Genomic DNA, 14675 nt, shown 5'->3' on the forward strand with positions numbered 1-14675 from the left:
TATTTTCGTTTAAACTTTATCTGAGTGGTGACCGCGACAGGATTCAAACCTGTAACCGGCTGATCCGTAGTCAGCTACTCTATTCAGTTGAGCTACGCGGCCAATCTTCATTTTTGTTTAAACTTCATCTTGAAATGGTGACCGCGACAGGATTCAAACCTGTAACCGGCTGATCCGTAGTCAGCTACTCTATTCAGTTGAGCTACGCGGCCATTATTTCGTGATTGCGAGTGCAAAGGTAGCACTTTCTTTAATATCTGCAAGTCTTTTCTATATCTTTTTTTTACTAATCGAGCATCTTCGGGTTAAATATCAGATAACCAATATTCAAGCCGAAGTTAAAATTTTTTGCCGGATAGCTGTATCCGTTTGCATACAGGCTGATACTGGCGAAGGGTAGTTGCAAAACAATGGCTGCTTCTCCCATATACTTAAAAGAATGAAGGAATTTCCCGTAATAGGGGATTGCCGTGTATGTGTCGTTATTCCATATTTCTTCTTTCTTTATCTCGTATAACGGCGCGAAGCCGTACATGTCGAGGCGGAAGTGCAGCAGTTTGCTGAATTTCCAGATCGGCGACAATCCGAATGCCACATACTGGTTGGCACGGAACGCTTCGTTGAAGACAATCTGGCTATGCGGCGTCGGCGTGAAGGCGGGCGCTTGCAAAACGGAAGCCGTGTAGTTGTTCATCAGGTTCTTGCTGGAGAGCACGAGTTCACTCATAAAGCCGAGATTGAAATGCGAACTGATCGTCTTGTACTGTTCCCATTCGCCTTTCATTTGCAGCCAGCTATGGACTTTCCGGTCGAATGAACCCATATCCGTAATGGGGGACGGTATATACTTTTCAGTGCCGGTTACATATTGCGCCACTAAGAATTGTTTTCGCCCGGAGATCGGATATTGTTTATAGTCCAACGAGTTACGTTCGATACTGAGAGAGCCGGCAAACAGATCATACCAGCTGTGATCGGTGGTCGCGTTCGGGAAGGTCATGTTGGAGGTCTGGAAATAGTAATCATTCAGCCGACCGTAAGCAAAACCGATCTCGGCTTTGGCACGGTTCAGGAACGGAAATCCTAACTTGACCTTCGTGTACAATTCTTTCTGGTGGATGAAAGCCGGCAGCACGTCTTCGTAGAACAAAGACTGGCTTTCGGAGTATTTCTTGTCCGAGAATACGCCTTGCCAATTCAGATAGGTCGGTATTCTCGTCTTCAAATAGATACGGCCGTTCAGCATCACGCCGCTGAAAGAGTTGCCAACCTGGAAATTGGCGTTCACATCGGCAGCATACCGTCTCAAATACTGGTATCCCAGTCCCAGGAACAGCTGGTTGGCCTGATAGGAAGAAATGTTGCCTCCGAATCCGACTGTGATCTCTTCCTTCATCTTGACATCGAGATACAGGTCGAACTTCTTTTCCTTCCGGTTATAAACGGCGTGGGGCAATATCTCTTTGATTTTGGAATAGGTCAGCATCTTGAAATAGGCACGCTTGAACTCTTCCATCGAGAACTCATGGTTGATGTCGCGATGTAGCTGGGATTCAATGTATTTCTTCTGCGATTCATTCACGCCTGTCACATATATATTTTGGAAAATCAGCGGAGGGAGGCCTTGCTTATAAGCCTCGCGGCGTTTGTTGACTTCGCTTAGTTCCACACGCCGGGGGACGCGTGCTTTGATGGAGTCGATCATTGCCATCGTCCGCTTGTAGCCGATATCCATCAAATCCCGTGCTTTTTGAAAATCGAGCAGGGAGACGGTGGGGAAGCTGAATTTGATCATCATGCCTTCGTCTTCCGGAACGTCATATTCCGTCTTCTGCATGATCATCGTTTCAAGCTGGTTATAAGGATTGGACGAAGGTTTGTTGTTGCCGCCTGCCACTGTCGAACCGAAGATGAAGTCCGGGTGGAAAGCCTCTTTCATCGGGCCGACCGGGAAGTTGTCGTAGATGCCGCCGTCGAAAATGGGGACACTGTCTTTCCAGATCGGCTGGAAAAAGAAGGGGAATGTCATCGATGCACGGACGGCGTCTCCGAGGTCTCCGTTTTTGAAGATAATGGCTTTCTTGCTGTAGATGTCCGAGGCCACGCAGCGGAACGGGACGAAGAGGTTGTCGAAATTCCAGCCGGCTTTTGCCGTAGCCTGCGAAAACAGGGCCATAAACGCCTGGTTCATCTGGATCGGATTGATCAGGCTTTGTGGGAAGAAACTGGCTTTCACCTGCAACGAGTCGGTCATGTCGATGGAGAAATGGCCAAATTCCGGTGTCGGGTCGGGGCGTTTGAAATAATATTTGTATTCGTTTTCCACCGTTCCGGTTTGCCAGTAGCTGAACTCTTCGGAGAGCATCAGTTCAACCATTTCTTCAGGCGTATATCCCATTGCATAGAGGCTGCCGACAATCGCGCCGGCAGATGTTCCTGTTATGTAATCAATTGGTATTCCGTTTTCTTCCAGTGCTTTGATTACTCCGATATGGGCAGCTCCTTTCGCGCCGCCGCCACTCAGAACCAATCCCACTTTCTGGGCATATCCTATTTGTAAAGCCGCAAACAACAGGGCTGTCAGTACAGCTATTCTTTTCATACTTGTATCTTCTCTGCTTAATGAATTCAAATGTAGTCGTTATTTCCCAGACTACAAGAGTTTGAGATATATAAAATACAACATAAAATTGGTCCGTTTTGTTAATCCTGCGAAGAAACTTGGTTCCGGCTGCTGGCCGAAATAAAAAGGGTGTCAAACATCCCATTCCCATGTCAAGTGCGGGAATGGGAAGTTTGACACCCTTTTGCTATTCTCTTCCGGCTCCGGTTTAACCGATCATCTGAACGCTACGTTTGATGAACCGGCTCAATGCTTCACCTTTCAACATGCCGTTTGCCAACAGGGCAAGGTCGATCAATTGGCTGACCAGTTTGTTTTCACCGGCATATTCGGACAGGATGTTGTTGCGTTGTTCTGCCAGTTCGTCGATCTTTTTGTTTGTATTCGTCATGTCTTCCTTTTCTTCAGAAGTGATTTCTTCTTCTTTCTTCTTACTCTGGGCTTCGCGCAGGTCGGACTGACGTGCTTTCCAGCCTTTCAGGTCGGCAAGGATCGGGTTCAGTTTCTCGGCACAAGCCGCTTCTTCTTCAGTCAGGATTTTCTTAACCAGTTCGTGGTCTGTGTTCAGTACCAGGTTGTAGCTGTCCGGCAATTCTCCGTAGAACGACATACCGGGCTGCATGGCAGACATTTCACGCATACGGCGCATATACTCGCTCTGTGTCAGCATGACCGGGTTGGAGCTTTCGCCCAACGCTTCGAATGTGACAATAAAGTCCGTCTTCTCGATCTTCGGCAGCTGGCTTTTGAACATTTCCTGCAGGGCGTTCTTTTCGTCCTCATTCAGCGTCACCTTGCTGACATCGTCCTTACGGATCAGATTGTCGATCGTGTCACTGTCCACACGGACAAAACGTGTCTTTTCGAACTTCTGTTCCATCTGGCTAATGGCATGGACATCCAGCTGGCCGTCCATGATCAGCACGCTGTAGGCTTTGTCTTTTGCAGCCTGGATATAGCTGTACTGGTCATTGGCATTCGTTGTGTACAGGTAGATCAGGTTGCCTTCCTTGTCTGTCTGGTTGGCTTCCGTCAGCGCTTTGTATTCTTCGAATGTATAATATTTGCCGTCTACATCCTTCAATAGGGCGAATTTGGCTGCGCGATCGTAGAATTTTTCTTCGCTCAACATTCCGTACTGGATGAAGAGTTTCAGGCTGTCCCATTTTTCTTCGAATTGCGGACGGTCGTTCTTGAACATTTCTTCCAAGCGATCTGCCACCTTTTTCATAATGTGGTTGGAGATTTTTTTCACATTCTGGTCGCTCTGCAGGTAAGAACGGGACACGTTCAGCGGGATATCCGGGGAATCGAGCACACCGTGCAGCAGTGTCAGGAATTCAGGAACGATGCCTTCAACCGAATCGGTCACAAACACCTGGTTGCTATATAACTGGATTTTGTTGCGATGCAGGTCGATGTTGCTCTTGATACGCGGGAAATACAGGATACCGGTCAGATGGAACGGATAATCCACATTCAGGTGAATCCAGAACAATGGTTCGTCGGACATCGGATACAGGTCCTGATAGAATTTCTTATAGTCTTCATCCGTCATATCCGTCGGCTTGCGAACCCATGCCGGCTGGATATCGTTGATGATATTGTCTTCGTCGGTATCGACATATTTTCCGTCTTTCCATTCCTGCTTCTTTCCGAATGCGATGGGAACCGGCAGGTAACGGCAGTATTTGGTCAACAGGCTGTTGATCTTGTCTTTGTTCAGGAAATCTTTGTTCTCGTCGTCGATATACAGGATGATATCTGTTCCGCGATCTTCTTTTTCCGTCTCTTCCAATGTATATTCGGGTGTACCGTCGCAGCTCCATTTCATAGGAACGGCTCCTTCTTTATACGATTTGGTGACAATTTCCACTTTCTTGGAAACCATGAAAGAAGAATAGAAACCAAGTCCGAAGTGACCGATGATAGCGGCTGCGTCGTTCTTGTATTTTTCAACGAACTCTTCAGCACCGGAGAAGGCGATCTGGTTGATATATTTGTCGATCTCTTCGGCTGTCATACCGATACCGCGGTCGGAGATTTTGATCGTATCGCTATCGAAACTGACATGTACAGTCAGGTCTCCCAGTTCTCCTTTGAACTCGCCGACAGAAGCCAGTGTTTTCAATTTCTGCGTTGCATCAACTGCGTTAGATACTAATTCACGAAGAAAAATTTCGTGATCACTATACAAAAACTTTTTGATGATAGGGAAGATGTTCTCACTCGTAACACCGATGTTTCCTTGTTTTGCCATAATCCGATATAAAATATTTTGATGTTATACTTATTGTTTCCTATAACTATAATTATTCACGCAATGTTTAATTACAAAAACAATGCCAAACGAACAAAATGACATTTTGACTGACAAGTTATCAGGGTGGAGAGGGAAGGAATGTATATAAAAAATTAAAGGCTGTCTCACGACAACCCCTAACCAACTTTGTTAACCTTAAATCTAATACTATTATGAAAAAACCACATTGCAAATGTACGGATATTTCTGTAATTGTCAATAGATAAAGTATTAAATTTTGTTCATTTGATTGTAATAAAATCTAATATCTTCAAATGTCTTGCTTTTTATATGTTATCAGGCTTACGAGAACCATCGCAAGGGTGGATAAAGGCAATGCGAACAGGATCGGATCGATGGCGAACCAGGGATAAACGTCGATCAGGACATCGCGCCCAAACAACAGATTGCATAAACCGACCGCTCCGGCTTCCGCCTTGTGAAGGAACAGCATGGCGAACAAACTTGCCAGCGCTCCCGTCCATAAACTTGCCAGCGCTCCTTCCTTGGTCGCTTTCTTCCAGAAGAGGGAACAGAAGTAGGCCGGGAGGAAAGTGGCTGCACAAATCCCCATGAACAGGGCTGTTCCGCGTGCTATGACTCCTGCGCTCAGCGTATAACAGATTATGTAGCTGACCAGGATGGAGCAAAGCACTCCGATACGTACGCCTATCGTCGAGTTGGCATTTTTCCTATGTCCCAGCTTGGGGAACATGTCTGCCCCGAAAGAGGCCCCCATCGTGTGGAACTGGGCACTAAGCGTAGACATACTTGCCGACAGGATGCAGAGCATGAAAACGGCACTGAACCATTCCGGCATTGCCCGGTCGATGAACAGCGGTATAATCTTGTCCATGTCCTTGATGGCTTCCGATGCAACCACGCCTTCCGTTTTCAGGAAAAAGAGGTTCGATAACGCTCCGACATGATAAATGGCTCCGACGGTCACGATCAGGAAAACACAACCGATCAGTACGCCCCGGTTCAATTGCTTGGTGCTTTCCACCATCATGAAACGTACGACCAACTGCGGTTGGGCGAGGCAGCCGATGCCGACTCCTAAGATAAGCGAGGTTACGAGAGTGTACCATTGCGGAGACCCGGTCACCGGCATGGCTGTCCATCCCTGGTGTCCTACCTCCTTGAACCGTTCAGGGACAAGCGGGGCGATTTCCGTCAGCTTCCGGTTGGCTTCGATAAAGCCCATATCCATCACCCGATAGAACCAGAACAGCAGGAACAGCATGCAGGCGAACATGATGACGGCCTGCAAAGCATCTGTATATAACACGCCTTTAATACCTCCCGTGATTACATAGGCTGCCACTATAAGCGTGAAAATAAGCAGCGCCAGATGCAGGTCTATGTGGAACATTTGTTCGATGAACACTGCACCTCCTTTCATTACGACTGCTGCATACAGCGGCATGCCGATAAAGATGATGGCGGCAATGAATATCTGTATGGCACGCGAATTATAGTGCAATCCCAATAATTGCGGGAATGTGCGGGCATTGTACTTTTCGCCTAACTTACGGGTGTTCCGCCCGAATATGATAAAAGCGATGACAACGCCCATAAACATATTCAACAAGCAAAGCCATTGGATTCCCATACCGAAGGTGGCCGCAACCCCTCCGAAGCCGACAATGGCCGATGCGGAGATAAAGGTCGCCCCGTATGAAAGGGCCATGATGATGGGATTCACTTTCCGTCCCCCCAGCAAATAATCGCTGGCATTTTTCGTCTGTTTGTATCCGATGTATCCCAGCCAGGCCAGGATGAACATATAGATGATTACTACGATACCTAAAGTCAGTGTGTTCATTTTTCCGGCTGTTGTGGGTTAGTACTATCCTCGTCGTCTTTATTCCAATGGGTTACTCCGAACCAAATGGAATAAAACAGGCAGACGAGGGCTAACAGGTAGGCCAGCCAGATGCCAGGGTCGCTTATTCCGAACATGTATTGTCGCTTTTTATAATTTGATCAAATCACTTTCACAAATATATTCCAGATTCTGACGGCGTATTACTTCGCGGGCTGCTTCCCGGTTGTTCGTGCGCAAGATCAGGATCGATTTCTCTTTGACAGAGAAACAATACATATATTCTATACTAAGGCCGGCCTTTGTGAAACAGGACAATGTTTGGGCAAAGCTGCCTGCACAGGAGTCCGTGACGATTGCCAGCACATCTGTCAGGTTCGCGCTGACATTGTTGCCCTTCAGGATTTTATAAGCCTTTTGCGGATCGCTGACTATGATGCGCAGAATACCGTATTCGGACGTGTCAGCAACCGTTGCGGCAATAATTCGTATCTTCTCTTCGGCCAGCAAAGCGAGGATCTCGCTTAACTTACCGTATTTGTTTTCCAGAAAAATAGAAATCTGATTGACTGTCATTTTAATTTAAAATTTATGGTTTGTATTTAGCAAAGTTTACGCAAGTCTTTCACCCGGACGGCTTTTCCATCCTGCACCGGCAGGGAGCCTTTGGCTACCAGTTTCAGGTGGGGAGTCAGGAGCAGCTCGTCTTTCAACTGGCGGGTGATTTCCTTTGTCAGACGTTGCAAAACGCTGTAATCGTCGGTAAACAGGTCGCTCAATTCCACTTCGATCAGCATCTCGTCATTGTTTCCTACCGTTTCGATTGTAATCAGGTAATTGCTGCCCAGTTCTTTAAACTGCATCAGTATCTTTTCGATCTGGATGGGGAAGAGGTTGACCCCTTTCAAGATGATCATATCGTCGCTACGGCCTTTGAAACGTGCCAGGCGTTTATGCGTCCGTCCGCAGGGGCATTCGCCCGGAAGGACACAGGTCAGGTCGCGGGTACGGTAGCGGAACAAAGGCATAGCCTCGCGGTTGATGGTCGTCAGGACCATTTCGCCGACTTCACCTTCTTTGACCGGCTGTAATGTGACCGGATCGATAATTTCTACGATTACATTATCTTCCCAGATATGGAGTCCGTTCTGTTCCGTGCATTCGAATGCGACGCCGGGACCGTTCATCTCCGACATTCCGAAACAGTTGTATGCTTTTACGCCTAACAACTGCTCGATCCGGCGGCGTTGTTCTTCCGAATGGGGTTCAGCACCGATACAAACGGTGTGCAGTTTGGTGTCGCGGCGGGGATCTATACCTATTTCATACATCACTTCCGCCAGACGGGTGGCATAGCTGGGAATGATGTGGAGGCAGGTCGTCCCGAAATCCGTGATGAACTTGATCTGCCGTTTGGTATTTCCTGCTGCTGCCGGTACGGTCAGGCAACCTAATTTTTCGGCTCCGTATTGAAACCCTAATCCGCCGGTGAACATTCCGTAGCCGGAAGTGTTCTGGAATACGTCCGTGTCGCGAATGCCTACCATATACATACAGCGTGCCACCTGATTGGCCCATTGGTCCAGGTCTTTGGCCGAGTGCAACACGACCGTCGGGTTTCCTGTCGTGCCGCTCGACGAGTGGATGCGGACGCAGTCTTTGATAGGAATAGCCGCCATGCCGTACGGATAATTGTTGCGAAGGTCGTCTTTCGTCGTGAAAGGGATCTTTTGCAAATCGTCCAATGATTGGATACTGTCGGCTGTTATGCCGTTTTCTTTGAATACTTTGTTGTAGAAAGGAGAATTTCCGGCTGCTTCAATTGTCTTTTTCAATCGCTCCAACTGCAGTTTCTCCAAGTCTTCGCGATTCATTGTTTCAATATCTTTCTGCCAATATTCCATCGTTTTTTGCATTATAATGTGTTTGATTCATGAAATTAGAGTGCAAATATATTGTTTATATTGGTAAAATCGCATAATATTTACAAAATAAACACGTGATGACGCTTTTATCTTTAAAGAAAGCAGCCATTTAAAAACGCTTGTTTCTCACAGAAGCGTCAGACTGGGAAAGTCAAATTTCTGTTTTATCAAAATGTCACTTCCACCCCATGAAAATCGGATTAGTAACCCATATATTTGGAATTACACTTAAGGGTAATATTTTTTAACGTTTCTATTTGAAGCGTGTTATCCAGATAAAGCAAATAAAATGATATCGGGGTGAGGCTGTACTATGCACAAATCGTACTCGGCTTGTTCTTTACTTTTGTGGCTTTTGCCGAATCTTAAAACCAAATTGTTAAAAAGTACAATATCCCCTATTGGGACATTTTTCTATTTTGAATGAAATTTCGAATGATTTATGTATGACGTATTTATTTTTTTATAGAAATTCGTTGGCAATTAGTAGAATGAGATCGGCAAGAAATTGAAAAACAAAAAATATTTGTTACTGAAAAGCAAGGACTGCTAACATTGTGAAAAAGCTAAACTCCTGGAGAATCGTCTGTAGCAAACAAAAGGTGGACATGAGCCTGAATATCCAAAAAGCGATGTACCGCTTTTTTGCCACGAAGACCGTCTTCATGGCCATGACGACCGTTCTTATCGCCGTGACGACCGTCTTCGTGGTACATGGTCTCGGCATCTCACGGCAACGACGACCGTCTTCAAGGTGAAAAACTGCGCAACTCATGGCAGAAAGCCCTTTCTGTTGCAGGAAAAACCGGAACTGACGACTATTCCTAAATAATATGTTTCGTTGTTAAAGAAACGATAATATACAATAAGCCCATTCGGGTTAGTCATGAAGATAGCCGCTTTGACAGTTCTCGGATAGAGGATATCACTCCTGTACTTTCGCTCCCCGCATACGGAAAATGACGGGAAGGGAGAAACCGGTTCGTACTGCTTTTTTACCCATAGTTCCTGGATGCCATTTCGGGAAAGAACTAATGACACGAATCGCTTCCTTGTCCAAAGAAGGGTAGAGGCTGTCTCCTTCCAGAATATGGATATCGGATAAGCGGCCGTCTTTTTCAACCACGAACCGGCAAATCACTTTTCCTTGTTTCTCGATCTTCCACGCATCTTTTGGGTATCGGATGTTGTCGGATATGAATTTCATGATTGCTTCTACATCTTTAGCGTAATTTTCCTCCGATCCTCCGTATAGATAATAAGGCATGTGATCCACGCGAAGATACACTTTGTCATCTCCTTCCGTATCGCCTTTTTGAGCAAACAAATTCAGAAGGGTAACGGGGCCAGATCGCTGATCCGCCTAAGAGATCATCTTTCAGCATCTTTCCATGATTGCCTTTTACGGTGAACTCGGTTTTCGTTGTTTTGTCATATACAAGGTAACGCTTGTCATCGTCATCAAAATCATGTTTCCCCCTTCGTTTGGCCAGAAAAAACACATAACGGTCATCTTCCGCCACTGATACAATACCCCAGTAATTACCCCCATACCGATCGTTGTCTTCCGCGGAATACCAATACTCATATTCCAAAGGCAATTTGTATTTTCCCATGTCGAATGCGATATAAGGCGTTTTTTTCACTCCATCCAGACGGAATACGGTATCGTTCGATATTCTGTTTTTCAGATAAAGATTGCCATTGTAATGATAAAATTCTCTTTCCCAACGGGAATGGGAGAAATACACACCGTCAGTGTTTTTTATTTTTATCCCATAATTGGGGTTCAGGCAAACCGACAAGGTGTCATTGTTGCGATTAAAAGCATGTGCCAGATACTTTTCTTGATGGATACCCAAAGCTGTTGTCCAAAACACCGTGTCGGAAACTGCGATGTTGTAAAAGAATTCATCCTCAATCTTAATGTTGCGCAGATAATTGCCATACAGGTCATAAAACAAAATCTGATGCCAATCGGCAATAAGGACCTCTTTATGAATCGGGTCATAGTCGAACCCGTGAAGTGATATATATTCTCCCGGTCCTTGTCCCTTTTTGCCGATCTGCATGATCCATTCCCCATCTAAAGTAAATTTGCTGATTCCCGATATCGAGCGGACAAGCCAGCAATCTTCTGCCTGAACGACATCCCAAATACGACTGATTATCAAATCTTCAGGTGTTTTCAATTCTAAGTATTCCACTGTATCTGCAACCTCGGATATATTCATTCCTTGCTCTTTGCTGAAGCCGGATTCTATATCGACCGTAAACAGACGATCCGTTCTTTGTGTTTTTTCAGAACAAGAAAAAAGAGTCAGACACAAACAAATTAATAACAGACAGTTCATCAAAGTCGCGCACATCTCATAAATGTATTATTTTTCAAATATACGTTTTTTTCATTACTTCCCATAAATATCATTTTGACATAATCATAAAATGAAGAATTTATACCATTTGACGCTTAATAAATAGATTTCGAGATTTCTTTGATCCCCTTTTATGTATGCGTCAAACTCTATTGGGTTCTCATGAAAAAATCGAAAAAAATTGCTTACCCTATTTTACTTTCATTTCTTTACCGGGTCTTATATTATAAAACGTCCATTCAGATGAGCTCACAAAGAGGTACGTGGAACATGAATGTATAACGAAATAATATAAATGACTATGTGTAAAACGAAAAATTGGAAAACAGGGATACTGGTAATTGCGTTGGCATTGGTTTGCGGTTCGGCAAACGCACAACATTGGCGTCGGTATAACCATTACCATCCGGATCGGGTGGTTACCGTTGTGGTTCGACCTGACGTAACATCTCATGTCAGTAACCGTTTTAACCAAAAGGAGCGATTGGCGATGGCGGTGGCTTATTTGGAGACGCACAAATATCTAACCATCAAGCAATATGCAAAAATGACGCGACTTAGCAAGACTTCGGCAGAAGCCGAGCTTGACGCTTTCGCAATGGATAAGAAAAAGCCCATACAACTTGTCATTAGGGGGAAAAAGAAAGTTTATATTAGAAAATAATAGAATATGAAACCAATTTGTAAATTACTGGCTTTAGGGGTAATCGTTATGTTCTTGCTGCAATCGTGTGTGACCGTGCGTCCGCCTTGCCACCATCGCCATCACAGACATTGTTTTGTCGTTACACAGCCAATAACCGGCACGGCCTTGTTCAACCTAACTTCTGCCGAATGTCCGGCGGAGTCAGAACCAGCTACTTATGGAAATAAAGGATGACCGGGAATTGGTGGTGATAGCAGTTAAAGAACCGGAAAAAGGATTCCGATTGCTGATGGCAAAGTACAAAGATGCGGTATATTGGCACATTAGACGACTGGTGGTGTCGCACGATGATGCGCAAGACGCAACACAGGAAACATTTGTGCGAATATTCCGCTCTTTGACGCAATTCAAGAGTGAATGCTCCTTCCGGTCGTGGATTTATCGGATTGCCACTAACGAGGCCTTGCGCATTCTGAACCGGCGTCAAGACCGGGTGTCGTTGGATGATTCCCCGGTTGAGCTAAACAGTATGATGGCTGATGAGTATGTGGACTACAGCGATTTGGAAGTGATCAGGCTGCAACAGGCTATCTTAGCATTGCCTACCAAACAGCAATTGGCTTTCAACTTGCGATACTATAACGAAATGGGATATGACGAAATAGCCGCAATCACAGGCTCTACGGCTGACAGTGTGAAGTCAAGCTATCATATCGCAAAAGAGAAGATTATCAGATATATGAACTTAAATAATTAGACATATGAAAAAAGAATTTGACTTCAACCGCATAGGTAAGCGAATGCCCTATACCACACCTGAAGGCTTTTTAGACAATCTGGAAAAACAGGTGTGGGAGCAGGTAAAAGACGAGGTGAAGCCGTCCAAGCCCAAGCGGAATTATAGCCTTTGGTATTTTATATCCGGTGGACTTGTGGCTGCAAGTGTAACGTTGCTGCTTGTCTTCAACATCCTGCCCGGTCATCAAAAGCCGGACGATTTTGAGGCGTTTGAACAAGCTTTCTCAAACCTGAGCCATGCTGATCAGGATTATCTGCTTACCGTCTATCAAGACGACTTGTTTATGAATCAATAAAAAAGAAAAATTATGAAGAACATCATTAGAATTTTCATGCTTACCGTAGCAATGGTAACTATCAGTGTAAGTACTTATGCCCAAAAAAATGATCACCAGCGTATGACGAGGGAACAGTTGGCTGAAGTTCAGGCCAATTTTATAGCCAATGAGATGTCGATGGACGACACGACTGCCGGGCAGTTTATCGAGACTTTCTGTCAGTTCCAGAAAGAAATTTGGGCACTTGGTCCCAGACCCAAAAGAGAAACTTCGGACCGTACGGATGCAGAGGCCGAACAAATACTGAAAGAACGGTTTTCCCACAGCCAAAAGATACTTGACTTAAGGAAGAAGTATTATATGGAATACAGCAAATTTCTGACACAGAAGCAGATTGAACGTGTTTATAGATTGGAAAGGGAAATGATGAACCGTCTGTATTATCGTTCTTCTTTCTGTCCACAATGTCTTCGTGTGAGAATGAAAAAATAGAAGATGCCGTATTGTCCGGTGAGTAGGAGGAACAGGATTCAGACCATGAAAGTGTAACCGAGTAGTTTGGACTGTATTTGGCAAGTTGTCTTATCTCTTGTTCTGGCTGTATTTACGAGGATAATTGAACGCGATGGCTAATAATGCACCTGCACCCAATAAATAAGGATAGTACAGGTATTGCATGATCTCGATGGGAGAGACGTGCCCTAAGCCTGCCGCCATCAATAATTGTGCGCCGTAAGGTATGATGCCCTGTACGAAGCAGGAAAAAATGTCCAACAGGCTGGCACTGCGTCTCGGATCTATTTTGAAACGATCGGCGATATCTTTGGCTATCGGACCTGCCATGATCAGGGCGATGGTGTTGTTTGCGGTACAAAGGTTTGCAAAACTGATTAGTGCGGCAATGCTTCCTTCGGCTCCTTTGGAGGAACGGATGCGGGACGTGAGTTTCAGGATGATCCAGTCGATACCGCCGTTATACCGTATCATTTCCAACATACCGCCGGCCAGTAAAGTCACGATGATCAGTTCGCCCATATTCGTAATACCCAGCCCCATCGAGGCATTCCATCCCCAGATATCGAACCCGCCTGTCAGCAATCCGACGATACCGGAAAGGATAATCCCGACTATCAGGACCATCATGACATTCACGCCGCAAATAGCTGTTATGAGGACAACCAGATAGGGCAGGACCTTGACCCATTCGATCGGCCCTGTTTCATATCCGCTCCCGACTCCGCTTCCGATCAACACATAGATAATGCCGGTTAATATGGCGATCGGAAGGGCGATTCGGATGTTCACCTTGAACTTGTCATTCATATTACAACCTTGCGTGCGTGTGGCAACGATAGTGGTGTCCGATATGAAAGACAGGTTGTCTCCGAACATGGCCCCGCTTACGACAACGCCCAACATGAGCGCATCGGGCATTCCGGTTTTGCCGGCGATCCCTACGGCAACAGGAGCCAGGGCGACGATTGTCCCGACCGATGTCCCGACGGAAATCGAAATGAAACAAGCAGCGAGGAAGATTCCGGCTGCCAACAAATTGCCCGGCAGGATGGACATGGCCAGATTCACGGTAGCATCGACAGCTCCCATCGCTTTGGCTGTTTGGGCGAAAGCACCGGCAAAGATGAAGATCAATACCATCAGCATAATATTACTGTTGGCCGCTCCCCGGCAGAATTGTTCGATCCGGTTGCTGAGCTTGCCTCCTTTGGACATGGCGATGGCAACTACCGAGGCGATAACAAAGGCCACGGTAATAGGCATCTTATAGAAATCACCTGCGATAATGGACACTACAAGGTAAGATAATAAAAAAACAACCAGAGGTGTCAATGCCCAGGGGTTAGGGGCATGATGTAAACGTGAACTATTCGGATCTGTCATT

14 protein-coding genes and 2 tRNA genes are annotated in these 14675 nt (G+C 45.6%); 5 read left to right on the forward strand and 11 right to left on the reverse strand.

The genetic code is table 11. The features are described 5' to 3' along the window. Positions 1 to 25: 25 nt before the first annotated feature. The 10 genes from H8S65_RS03710 to H8S65_RS03755 form a co-directional block, all read right to left on the reverse strand. Positions 26 to 102: transfer RNA gene (locus H8S65_RS03710), tRNA-Arg, on the reverse strand. A gap of 33 nt (positions 103 to 135) precedes the next feature. Further along, positions 136 to 212: transfer RNA gene (locus tag H8S65_RS03715), tRNA-Arg, on the reverse strand. Positions 213 to 286: 74 nt separating this feature from the next. Next, positions 287 to 2602, reverse strand: coding sequence for a patatin-like phospholipase family protein (locus H8S65_RS03720; protein ID WP_186928604.1), 2316 nt, complete (start codon positions 2600 to 2602; stop codon positions 287 to 289). A 229-nt stretch (positions 2603 to 2831) separates the two neighbouring features. Next, a complete protein-coding gene (gene htpG / locus H8S65_RS03725; RefSeq protein ID WP_186928605.1) occupies positions 2832 to 4883 on the reverse strand; it encodes a molecular chaperone HtpG in 2052 nt (683 codons plus the stop codon). Positions 4884 to 5196: 313 nt separating this feature from the next. After that, on the reverse strand, positions 5197 to 6753 hold the full coding sequence (locus H8S65_RS03730; protein ID WP_186928606.1) for a sodium:solute symporter family protein: 1557 nt from the start codon (positions 6751 to 6753) through the stop codon (positions 5197 to 5199). Then, positions 6750 to 6890 (reverse strand): symporter small accessory protein, encoded by a 141-nt coding sequence (locus tag H8S65_RS03735; RefSeq protein WP_186928607.1) that lies wholly within the window; start codon positions 6888 to 6890, stop codon positions 6750 to 6752. The genes H8S65_RS03730 and H8S65_RS03735 overlap by 4 nt, the downstream gene beginning before the upstream one ends. 13 nt (positions 6891 to 6903) lie before the next feature. After that, on the reverse strand, positions 6904 to 7329 hold the full coding sequence (locus H8S65_RS03740; protein ID WP_186928608.1) for an ACT domain-containing protein: 426 nt from the start codon (positions 7327 to 7329) through the stop codon (positions 6904 to 6906). A 26-nt stretch (positions 7330 to 7355) separates the two neighbouring features. After that, positions 7356 to 8657 (reverse strand): phenylacetate--CoA ligase family protein, encoded by a 1302-nt coding sequence (locus H8S65_RS03745; RefSeq protein ID WP_186928660.1) that lies wholly within the window; start codon positions 8655 to 8657, stop codon positions 7356 to 7358. A 946-nt stretch (positions 8658 to 9603) separates the two neighbouring features. Then, positions 9604 to 10005, reverse strand: coding sequence for an energy transducer TonB (locus H8S65_RS03750; protein WP_186928609.1), 402 nt, complete (start codon positions 10003 to 10005; stop codon positions 9604 to 9606). Further along, complete coding sequence (locus H8S65_RS03755) at positions 9971 to 11047, reverse strand: DUF4934 domain-containing protein (protein WP_186928610.1); 1077 nt, start codon at positions 11045 to 11047, stop codon at positions 9971 to 9973. Before H8S65_RS03755 ends, H8S65_RS03750 begins: the two co-directional genes overlap by 35 nt. A gap of 307 nt (positions 11048 to 11354) precedes the next feature. Between H8S65_RS03755 and H8S65_RS03760 the strand changes: the two genes are divergently transcribed. The 5 genes from H8S65_RS03760 to H8S65_RS03780 are packed head-to-tail and all read left to right on the forward strand — an operon-like array spanning position 11355 to position 13267. After that, the gene (locus tag H8S65_RS03760) at positions 11355 to 11717 is read left to right on the forward strand and encodes a hypothetical protein (RefSeq protein ID WP_186928611.1); all 363 of its coding nucleotides are present in this window, start codon (positions 11355 to 11357) and stop codon (positions 11715 to 11717) included. Between the two features lie 6 nt (positions 11718 to 11723). Continuing rightward, the gene (locus tag H8S65_RS03765) at positions 11724 to 11933 is read left to right on the forward strand and encodes a hypothetical protein (protein WP_186928612.1); all 210 of its coding nucleotides are present in this window, start codon (positions 11724 to 11726) and stop codon (positions 11931 to 11933) included. Next, a complete protein-coding gene (locus H8S65_RS03770) occupies positions 11917 to 12456 on the forward strand; it encodes an RNA polymerase sigma factor (protein ID WP_186928613.1) in 540 nt (179 codons plus the stop codon). Before H8S65_RS03765 ends, H8S65_RS03770 begins: the two co-directional genes overlap by 17 nt. Before the next feature lie 4 nt (positions 12457 to 12460). After that, positions 12461 to 12793, forward strand: coding sequence for a hypothetical protein (locus H8S65_RS03775; protein ID WP_186928614.1), 333 nt, complete (start codon positions 12461 to 12463; stop codon positions 12791 to 12793). A 12-nt stretch (positions 12794 to 12805) separates the two neighbouring features. Then, a complete protein-coding gene (locus H8S65_RS03780) occupies positions 12806 to 13267 on the forward strand; it encodes a hypothetical protein (protein WP_186928615.1) in 462 nt (153 codons plus the stop codon). A 90-nt stretch (positions 13268 to 13357) separates the two neighbouring features. Here H8S65_RS03780 and H8S65_RS03785 read toward each other — a convergent pair whose 3' ends face one another. After that, a complete protein-coding gene (locus H8S65_RS03785) occupies positions 13358 to 14674 on the reverse strand; it encodes a Na+/H+ antiporter NhaC family protein (RefSeq protein WP_186928616.1) in 1317 nt (438 codons plus the stop codon). Between the last annotated feature and the right edge of the window lies 1 nt (position 14675).

Source organism: Parabacteroides hominis (assembly GCF_014287585.1).
Lineage (GTDB): Bacteria > Bacteroidota > Bacteroidia > Bacteroidales > Tannerellaceae > Parabacteroides > Parabacteroides hominis.

Coding starts and splice junctions, on each gene's coding strand:
- H8S65_RS03720 (WP_186928604.1), bottom strand. CDS start 2,602: ATGAAAAGAATAGCTGTACTGACAGCCCTGTTGTTTGCGGCTTTACAA.
- htpG (WP_186928605.1), bottom strand. CDS start 4,883: ATGGCAAAACAAGGAAACATCGGTGTTACGAGTGAGAACATCTTCCCT.
- H8S65_RS03730 (WP_186928606.1), bottom strand. CDS start 6,753: ATGAACACACTGACTTTAGGTATCGTAGTAATCATCTATATGTTCATC.
- H8S65_RS03735 (WP_186928607.1), bottom strand. CDS start 6,890: ATGTTCGGAATAAGCGACCCTGGCATCTGGCTGGCCTACCTGTTAGCC.
- H8S65_RS03740 (WP_186928608.1), bottom strand. CDS start 7,329: ATGACAGTCAATCAGATTTCTATTTTTCTGGAAAACAAATACGGTAAG.
- H8S65_RS03745 (WP_186928660.1), bottom strand. CDS start 8,657: ATGGAATATTGGCAGAAAGATATTGAAACAATGAATCGCGAAGACTTG.
- H8S65_RS03755 (WP_186928610.1), bottom strand. CDS start 11,047: ATGTGCGCGACTTTGATGAACTGTCTGTTATTAATTTGTTTGTGTCTG.
- H8S65_RS03760 (WP_186928611.1), top strand. CDS start 11,355: ATGTGTAAAACGAAAAATTGGAAAACAGGGATACTGGTAATTGCGTTG.
- H8S65_RS03765 (WP_186928612.1), top strand. CDS start 11,724: ATGAAACCAATTTGTAAATTACTGGCTTTAGGGGTAATCGTTATGTTC.
- H8S65_RS03770 (WP_186928613.1), top strand. CDS start 11,917: ATGGAAATAAAGGATGACCGGGAATTGGTGGTGATAGCAGTTAAAGAA.
- H8S65_RS03775 (WP_186928614.1), top strand. CDS start 12,461: ATGAAAAAAGAATTTGACTTCAACCGCATAGGTAAGCGAATGCCCTAT.
- H8S65_RS03780 (WP_186928615.1), top strand. CDS start 12,806: ATGAAGAACATCATTAGAATTTTCATGCTTACCGTAGCAATGGTAACT.
- H8S65_RS03785 (WP_186928616.1), bottom strand. CDS start 14,674: ATGACAGATCCGAATAGTTCACGTTTACATCATGCCCCTAACCCCTGG.